Origin of the sequence: Trichormus sp. NMC-1 (assembly GCF_001858025.1) — a bacterium.
Lineage (GTDB): Bacteria > Cyanobacteriota > Cyanobacteriia > Cyanobacteriales > Nostocaceae > Anabaena.
Genome location: NZ_LZQD01000001.1, coordinates 1,374,642 through 1,382,991, shown reverse-complemented (window position 1 = coordinate 1,382,991; position 8,350 = coordinate 1,374,642). Strand labels below are relative to the sequence as shown.

4 protein-coding genes and 2 pseudogenes are annotated in these 8,350 nt (G+C 38.3%); 4 read left to right on the top strand and 2 right to left on the bottom strand.

What is annotated here, in order from left to right; genetic code table 11:
* From A9Y75_RS29390 to A9Y75_RS06150, 3 genes and pseudogenes are all read left to right on the top strand, one after another.
* Nucleotides 1–213, top strand: a pseudogene (locus A9Y75_RS29390) (hypothetical protein); the annotation flags it as partial.
* Nucleotides 214–349: 136 nt separating this feature from the next.
* Nucleotides 350–2,770 (top strand): GAF domain-containing protein, encoded by a 2,421-nt coding sequence (locus A9Y75_RS06155; protein ID WP_071188629.1) that lies wholly within the window; start codon nucleotides 350–352, stop codon nucleotides 2,768–2,770.
* A gap of 17 nt (nucleotides 2,771–2,787) precedes the next feature.
* Nucleotides 2,788–4,302 carry a hybrid sensor histidine kinase/response regulator gene (locus tag A9Y75_RS06150; protein WP_071188628.1) on the top strand — a complete coding sequence of 505 codons (1,515 nt, stop codon included), beginning with the start codon at nucleotides 2,788–2,790 and terminating at the stop codon, nucleotides 4,300–4,302.
* Here A9Y75_RS06150 and A9Y75_RS06145 read toward each other — a convergent pair.
* On the bottom strand, nucleotides 4,286–6,808 hold the full coding sequence (locus A9Y75_RS06145) for a DUF3769 domain-containing protein (protein WP_071188627.1): 2,523 nt from the start codon (nucleotides 6,806–6,808) through the stop codon (nucleotides 4,286–4,288). The genes A9Y75_RS06150 and A9Y75_RS06145 overlap by 17 nt on opposite strands.
* Nucleotides 6,809–7,011: 203 nt before the next feature.
* The gene (locus tag A9Y75_RS06140; RefSeq protein WP_071188626.1) at nucleotides 7,012–7,128 is read right to left on the bottom strand and encodes a photosystem II reaction center protein I; all 117 of its coding nucleotides are present in this window, start codon (nucleotides 7,126–7,128) and stop codon (nucleotides 7,012–7,014) included.
* A 1,007-nt stretch (nucleotides 7,129–8,135) separates the two neighbouring features.
* On the opposite strand from A9Y75_RS06140, the pseudogene A9Y75_RS27320 reads away from it, so the two are divergent.
* Nucleotides 8,136–8,350: pseudogene (locus A9Y75_RS27320) on the top strand (IS701 family transposase); the annotation flags it as partial.

The window sequence follows — 8,350 nt, the reverse complement described above, 5'->3', positions numbered from 1 at the left end:
TTTATTGCTTGCGGTTTGGTTGTTAATGAATTAATCTCTAATGCTATTAAGCACGCATTCCCTAATCAAGAACATGGAAAAATAATTATTAAATTACATAAGACATATAATAATATTATTCCCTATTCCCTATTCCCTATTCCCTGCCCCCACCAATCAGTTCTCAACTCAAATGGGATCGCTATATTTAACAATGTGTTACAAATTTTGTGAGAACGGGTAAAAATTGTGGAAAATATATTGTATATTTTTTAATGCCTATTTTTGATTCACTTGCAGAAGATGTTTCCAAAGTATTGGATAAAACCAAATAAACCCCAGAAACCTAACCCCCCCTTTCTAATATAAAATGAATACAATACAATTACCTGAAAATGAATACGACCGACTGCAAGTACTGCATGAATATCAAATTATTGATACAAAATCTGAAGCAGTTTTTGATGATTTAGTGCAACTAGCTGCGGATTTGTGTGAAACACCTATTGCTGTAATTAGTTTAGTTGATGCTGGACGGGAATGGTTTAAATCAAAAGTCGGTTTAACCTTATCAGAACTTCCCCGAAATTTTGCTTTTGGTAGTTATACTATTCTCCAAAATGAAATCTTGATTATCCCCGACACATTACAGGAGGAAAGGTTTGCGAATAATCCTCTTGTTACTTCAGATCCCTATTTACGTTTTTATGCAGGAGTTCCTCTAATTAATTCTAGTGGCTTGGCTTTAGGCTGTTTGTGTGTTATGGATTTTGTTCCTCGTAACTTGAATATTAAGGAACAAAAAGCCTTAAAATATATCGCCAAACAAGTAATGATAAATATAGAGTTAAATTTTAAGAAAAAATCGGACAATAGCAAAATCAGAGATATTACTCAAGCCATTCCTATTCCTTTGATGATTTTTCGCGTATCTGATGGGTTGATTTTGTATGCTAACTCCGAACTTATGCAGACATTTCAGCTTTCTGATGAGGAATTGTATAATACTAAAATTGCAGATTTATATCATGAAATATCAGAATTAAATTTACTCATAGAAACTCTATCTAATCATGGCTATTTGCATGGGCAGGAAATTCTTTTTAAAAGAAAAGATGGTTCCTTTATATGGGCTATTACTTCACTACAATATTTAAATTTTAACCAAAATATTGTGATATTAATAGTATTTAATGATATTACTAAACGCAAAAACACAGAAACTCAACTCCGAGAACAAAATGATTTTTTACAATCTATCTTTCAGAATATTCCTTTGATGATTGCACTGAACGATATTAATGGTAAAATTCTCTGGGTAAACCAAAATTTGGAACAAACTCTAGGTTGGAATTTGCAAGATTTCCAAACTCATGATGTTTTTGCAGAGTTATATCCTAATCCTGAAGATCGTCAGGGTGTAATTGATTTTATGAAGTCTGCACAACCAGTTTGGAACGACTTTAGAAATCATCTCCGCGATGGTCGGATACTTGATACATCTTGGACTAATATCAGGCTTCCTAAGGGTGAAATTCTTGGTATTGGTCAAGATATTACAGCACGCAAGCAAACCGAGCAGACCCTCAAGTCTCAACTTGAACGAGAGCAATTAATGCGAACTATTGCTCAACGCATTCGTCAATCTCTTAATCTTCAAGATATTTTAAATGCAACTGTTAAAGAAGTGCGAGATTTTTTGCAGGTTGATCGGGTCGTAGTTTATCAGTTTGCTCCAGACATGAGTGGTACAATTGTAGCTGAATCTGTAGTTTCTGGATGGACAGTTTCTTTAGGAACAGAGATTGAAGATCTGTGTTTTCAATCAGGTGCAGGATTACAATATCACCAAGGACGAAAACGAGCAATTAGTAATATTTACACTGCTGGATTGACTGATTGTCATCTTGATTTATTAGCAAATTTTGAAGTTAAAGCTAACTTAGTTGTCCCGATTTTACTAGAGTCAAGCGGGGAAAATTCAGGTTCTGTTCTTTGGGGTTTACTCATTGCTCACCAATGTTCTGCCCCCCGTGAATGGGAAGATAATCAATTAGATTTACTTGATCAACTAACTGTACAAATAGCCATCGCTATTCAACAATCTAGTATTTTTCAACAAGCTCAAAGTGAAATTGAGCAAAGACAAAAAGCAGAAATTCAGTTAAGAAGTGCCTTGGCTGAAAAAGAAGTCCTGTTAAAGGAAATTCATCATCGAGTTAAAAATAATTTGCAGATTGTTTCTAGTCTCCTGCAACTTCAATCTCACACAACCACAGATATCGAAGTTATCAAAGCACTCCGAGAAAGTCAAAATCGAATTGAGTCAATATCTCTGATTCATAAAAATTTATATACTTCTCCTAATATTGGACAACTTGATATTGCTGAATATATCAATAATTTAACATCTAGTCTGCTTAGTTCTTATCAAATAGTAGCTGATAAAATTATTCTTGAAACTCAGATAGATTCAATAAAATTAAATGTTGATGAAGCTATTGCTTGCGGTTTGGTTGTTAATGAATTAATCTCTAATGCTATTAAGCACGCATTCCCTAATCAAGAACATGGAAAAATAATTATTAAATTACATAAGACATATAATAATATTGAATTAGTTGTTCAAGATAATGGCATCGGTTTGCCAGATAGTTTAGATTGGAAAAATACTAATTCCTTGGGTCTTTCCTTAGTATATGACTTGGTTAGAGAACAATTAGAAGGTGATATTACCGTAGAACGCAACCAGGGAACATTATTTCACATTAAATTTCCGCAATTAACTTAAGTAAAATTCCGTAGCAAATGAGGCAAGCTAAAATTTTAGTCGTTGAAGATGAAATAATTGTGGCTAGAACTATTGCTAGTCAATTAAATCAATTAGGGTACATTGTTACGGGTACGGCTTCTTCTGGAAAAGCGGCTATTGCTAAGGCATTGGAAACTCAACCAGAACTAGTTTTAATGGATATTATTCTTAAAGGGGAAATGGACGGGATTACTGCTGCTGGTGATATTCGTGAGCAGTTTGATATACCTGTGATTTTTTTGACTGCTTATGGTGATGACCATACTTTAGAACGTGCCAAAATAACTCAACCGTTCGGTTATGTTGTCAAGCCATTTACTATCCAAGATTTACGTATATCGATTGAGATAGCTTTGTCACAACATAAATTAGAACGTGAACTGCGGGAAAATCGAGATCAGTTAAAAACCCTGTTAAACTCGATGAGTGATGCAGTAATTGCTACCAATGAGCAAGGAATTATCACATTTATCAATCCCGCTGCTCAAAAGTTGACGTGCTGGCAGCAAGAAGAAGCTCTAGGAACTAATGTATCAGAGATTCTGCATCTTATTGACGAACTTACAGAAGAAATAATAGAAAACCCTGTATTCACCGTGCTACGCGAGCAACAGGTTGTTTATTTGGGAGAATTTACATCTTTAATTACCAAAGATGGCAAAAAAGTACCTATTGGCGATAGTGCTTCACCACTGAGACGGCGACCTAATGAGATTTCTGGTGCAGTGGTTGTATTCTGGGATCTCAGTGAACGTCGTCAAAAAGAATACTTAGAGCAAGCCTTGAAAAAAGAGCAAGAACTGAACCGCCTCAAGTCTCTATTTATATCAACTGTCTCCCATGAGTTTCGTAATCCTTTGACTGTAATTCAAACAGCAGTGGAACTTATAGAACTTCAAGGAAATAATTTAACAGAACCCAAAAGAAAAACTTATTTAACAAGAATTTATGGTGCTGTGCAAAGCATGGAAAAACTTATGGAAGATGTGCTTTTCATGGGTAAGGCTGAGGCAGACAAACTGACATATAATCCCACAGCAATTAATTTACAGCAATTTTGTCGAGATTTAATAGAAGAATTTTCTACTCTTGAATCTAGCTGCCCGGAAATCATCTTTACCTGTCACAGCGATTACACAGATGCTTTCATGGATGAACTACTTTTACATTACTTGTTCATAAATTTACTTTCTAATGCAGCTAAATATTCTCACAAAAATGCTAATATTCAGTTTAGTTTGACCTGTAATTTATTGACAGGCACAGCAATTTTTCGTGTTCAAGATCAAGGAATTGGTATTCCTGAAACTGACCAAATGCAAATTTTTGATTCTTTTTATCGAGCTTCAAATGTCCAATCAATTCAAGGTAATGGACTAGGTTTAGTAATTGTTAAAAAGTGTGTTGATGCTCACAAGGGTAAAATTGAGATTAGCAGCCAAGTTGGTGTTGGGACTATCTTTACTGTTACCTTACCGTTAAATCAGTTATCAATTATTTATCCTGATTGACTCCCCCCACAACTGGCTTAACATCAGAAAATGGGTCAGTACCACCAGTCCAGTTAAAGTCACTAATGCGGATGGTAAAGCCACCTAATTCCAGCACCGGATTGTAACGTAAGGTGATGCCATAGGTACGGCGACTATATTCCAAAATGTAATCTGTACTACTTTCTTTACCTGTATCCAGGTTGACAGAAGTTTGAAAGCCTAAGCGTAATGGTCCATATAGCTGCTGTGAAATACCGGCACTGATAACTTTGTTGTCAACTGAACGGTCAAACAAAAAGGGTGATAATCCACTGTTGACACCTTGAGAGTAACTGACATTAAAGCCAGTGTAGTCTAAGAAAGGTTGAGAAAAATTACCCAGTTGTCCAACTAAGCCTACTGTCCCAATCACGGTACTTTGATTGTCGCCACTTGTGTAATAGCTTGTAGTACCTGTAACACCTGCGATCGCTTGCAAATAAGGTACTAAAGGATTGGGCGTATATTTTAATCCCTCAGCGGGAGTGGCTGGTAATGGTTTTCCTTGCCAGAGTAAGAAGCCAGTACTGAGAGCGACACTACCTTGTAAGCGACCAAGAGAGATGCGATCATTTTTACGTTGTGGTTCAAGTAAGTCTTGACGGTCAGTGTTAGCATCAATATACTGAGCGCCTCCTTGATAGCTAAGATTAATCCCACTTTTTCCCAAGGGAATAATCGGGGAAGTAATCACCCCACCGACACTACTCTGCACAGTTTGAAAGCCAAGAGTACCATTGTAAAGGCGATCGCGGTAGCTGGTTTCCAGACTCAATATATGTGGATTTACTTCACCTAATGTCTGCCGCAACCGCAAACTTCCCCGTAAATTATCTTCTACTTTGTTGAAATCAAAACTAGTTAATTCTCCCTTTCCTTCAACTGTAGTTTTAGAACTCAAAACAGCATCCAGTTTAGCCTTCCCACCAAACAAATCCGCAACATTACTATTGTCTGTAAAAGCTTTCTGCACAAAAAACTGCGGTGTCACGCTAAATCGTGTCTTATCTGTATTTATCGGTGAAAAATTGCGCTCAACATACAGACCACCTCGTTTACCACCATCAAACCCAGGAGAGACTATAAATGGATTAACTTGGCGTTCCCGACGATCAATTTTTTGGTTATCAATGGGTATAGGTAAAGTAAATTTTTGGTCAAATACTAAACGCTGACGCTGGGTAGTAATGCGGTCTATCAAAGGTGCTTCTCGCGTCAAAGTCACCTTATCCGCCCGTAATTCTAGTTCTGGTGGTGAAAACGGATCATTAGTAATCCGCACATTGTTAGCTTGCCAGCCCCGTGGAAAGAAGTCAATGCGTTGGGCTTCAAATCTTAACCGTTTGAGAATACCACCTGTTTTTGGTGATGCAATGTTTCTGGCATCGGCTTGGCCACCAATAGTAACATCAATTCCTCCCGGACTACTGATACCAGTCACCGGTTGATTGGCACGAATGCGATCGCTCGGAGGACGACTGGGTACACCACCAGATGTTATATCTGTAGGTAGAGAAGGAGAAGTGGATTGGAAAGCGAAATCTGTTTGAGTTGTGGGAACATAAATTTCCCCTCTGCCATTTTCCAAATCCCCACTATCTTGGACAAAATTATAAGTAAAACGTTGTCCCCGGAGTACCTGATTGCCTCTAGTTAAAGCAACATTGCCTTCTCCTACAGCAATTAAATTATCCAAATTCACTTGCAAGCGATCCGCATCCACAACCGCCCCATCAAATCGCACTACCACATTGCCTTCTGCTGTAACAATCCGCCGTTGCTCATCATATTCTTGACGGTCGGCGATTACCTCTACAACTCTTTTTCTGACTTGTGGAGTATTCCCAGGTTGTGGATCTGCGGGAATAGTTTCTGGAGGTGGAGGAAATTCTACAGTAGTAGAAGTTGAAGGTTGGTTATTGGGATTACGAGGCTTAAACTCAATAATATTTTCTACTGGGAGAGAATTTGGTGCGGTTTCCCCAGTAGCTCCAGCGAGATTAATTTTGCCCTCAGATTCCTGCAAAGTCACAGAATTTTGCTGTTTTGCTGGGCTTAATGTTTTGATAACAACTGGTGACTCAGACAACCATACATTTTTGCTCTTGACAACTTCACCAGAAATTTTTGGCAATATCACAGATGGGTTGCTTTTTTTATCATCCCCAGTTTCCACTTGGGGCGCAGGAACTGCCAAAGATTTTCTTAAAAGCGCCCCACTCCCCGAAGCCTTGAGGGGGGAAAATTCCGGTGGGAATGTCTCTGGCACAGGAGTTGAAGATAAGGGTTTAGCCGCTACTAAGTTATCCTGATTAGCCGGGGTGGAGTTTGGCAGTCCATTATTAGTCTCAATCAAGTTTCCTGGAGTTGCCAGTTGCTGCACATTATTCTCAGCTTCTACCACAAAAGCAGAAGCAGGAGAATTGGCAGGTTTTGAATATTCAACAATGGGAGGTGAGTCAGGTGGCAAAACTGGATGAAGCATATCTCAGGACAATCAAGCTAACAAAAAGGCAGGTATTAAGCCGGAAGGATTAATTACACATTTGCCTTCCGACTTTCGCCTTCTGCTGACTTGCAGTAAGCAGCCAAGAGGATGACACTGTATCATTTTTCCAAATTGGTCGCCAAAGTTTGGGCGTTTAGTGTCTTCCACCTTCCAGCTGTTTTGGATGATTTGTGGCGTTTTTACTCTAAATCCCGCCGTCCGGGGTTACGAGCAGGGTCGTTTGATAAAAGACCAAACACAAAAATTCCGACAAAGAAGGCAACAACAATATAAACAGCGATTTTTAAAGTCACCATAGAAATATCTCCCAGGGGTATGACAAAAAAGCTCTCAATAATCTGCTATGCAGAAAAGATAGCTCCTTTATCTTACCCATATCTCGTCCTCTTTTCGAGAATTCTGGTAAGAGAACCTGACTCTTGAGTTCAGGCGGTTCTATTAGATTTTGCATTCAGAAGCCAAAATTGAAAATCTAACATCTACATCCATTGACGTTAGCTGATGCTAGAGGTTTCCCAAGCGCTGCAAATTCCTCTGATTTGTACCATTTTGGATTTGGGATTTTAGAGTGTGAAACATAGACAAGTCATGATTTTGCGCTATCTAAGTAGCCATCATGAACTGCGTACACCAGAACCCATGAAAAAAACTTCTTATTCCCCTTCACGAAACAGCGGGGAGGGGTTAGGGGTGGGGTCTTATTTTCAAGTCAGGTGGGCGTTAAAAAATATAAGATAGACCTAAGCCCCCAGCCCCCTTCCCTACCAGGGAAGTGGGAGTCAAAGCCTCTCCAGTATTAAGAGTTATTCCTTTTCCCTCTCCACCCCCCAAGTTCCCCCCGTTGTAGCAACTGGCGGGAGAGGAATGGAAGCGAGGTTTTATATTTAATTGCGCCAAGCTACTTATCTGTTACGATCATTTTCATAACTGCTATATAAAACCTAGACAAATTTTTTTACACATACCAGGCAGCTTAATAACTATAATCACCTTTTGTCTAATACACAATGTAATGATTGTTGGATTTTTATATGGTTTTTTAATTGTCAAAAATTTAAGGTCGAGCGTCACCCACTTCAGTCATCACATTGAAGTTTACCATTGTTAAGCTTCCCCGACGGCTATAACGACTTTCTGGCAAAGAGTTTCTAGAGTATTAGGAATCTTAATAGCTAGTAATCTTCATTTATTAAGAAATAATTAAATTCTTTGGGTGGTTGATCGAGTATAGGACTTACGCATTGACAGAATAACAAAATAGTGCATTGATAAATAAGAGTCGTCGAGTAATGGGTATGAGAGAATGAGAGAAATTACTAAACCCTCGACAGCACAATGCAATCTAGACATCTACACCTTATTTTTGCTGTCAGAGCCAAAGTATGGAGGGTGCAGTAGGTTAGCGGAGATATTGGGAGATGTTTCACATGATAGTGTAAACCGCTTTTTATTGAGAGAGAGATACGAACCCAAAGATTTATTCAGCATAATAGAGAAAATTATCAATCTGGAAGGAGG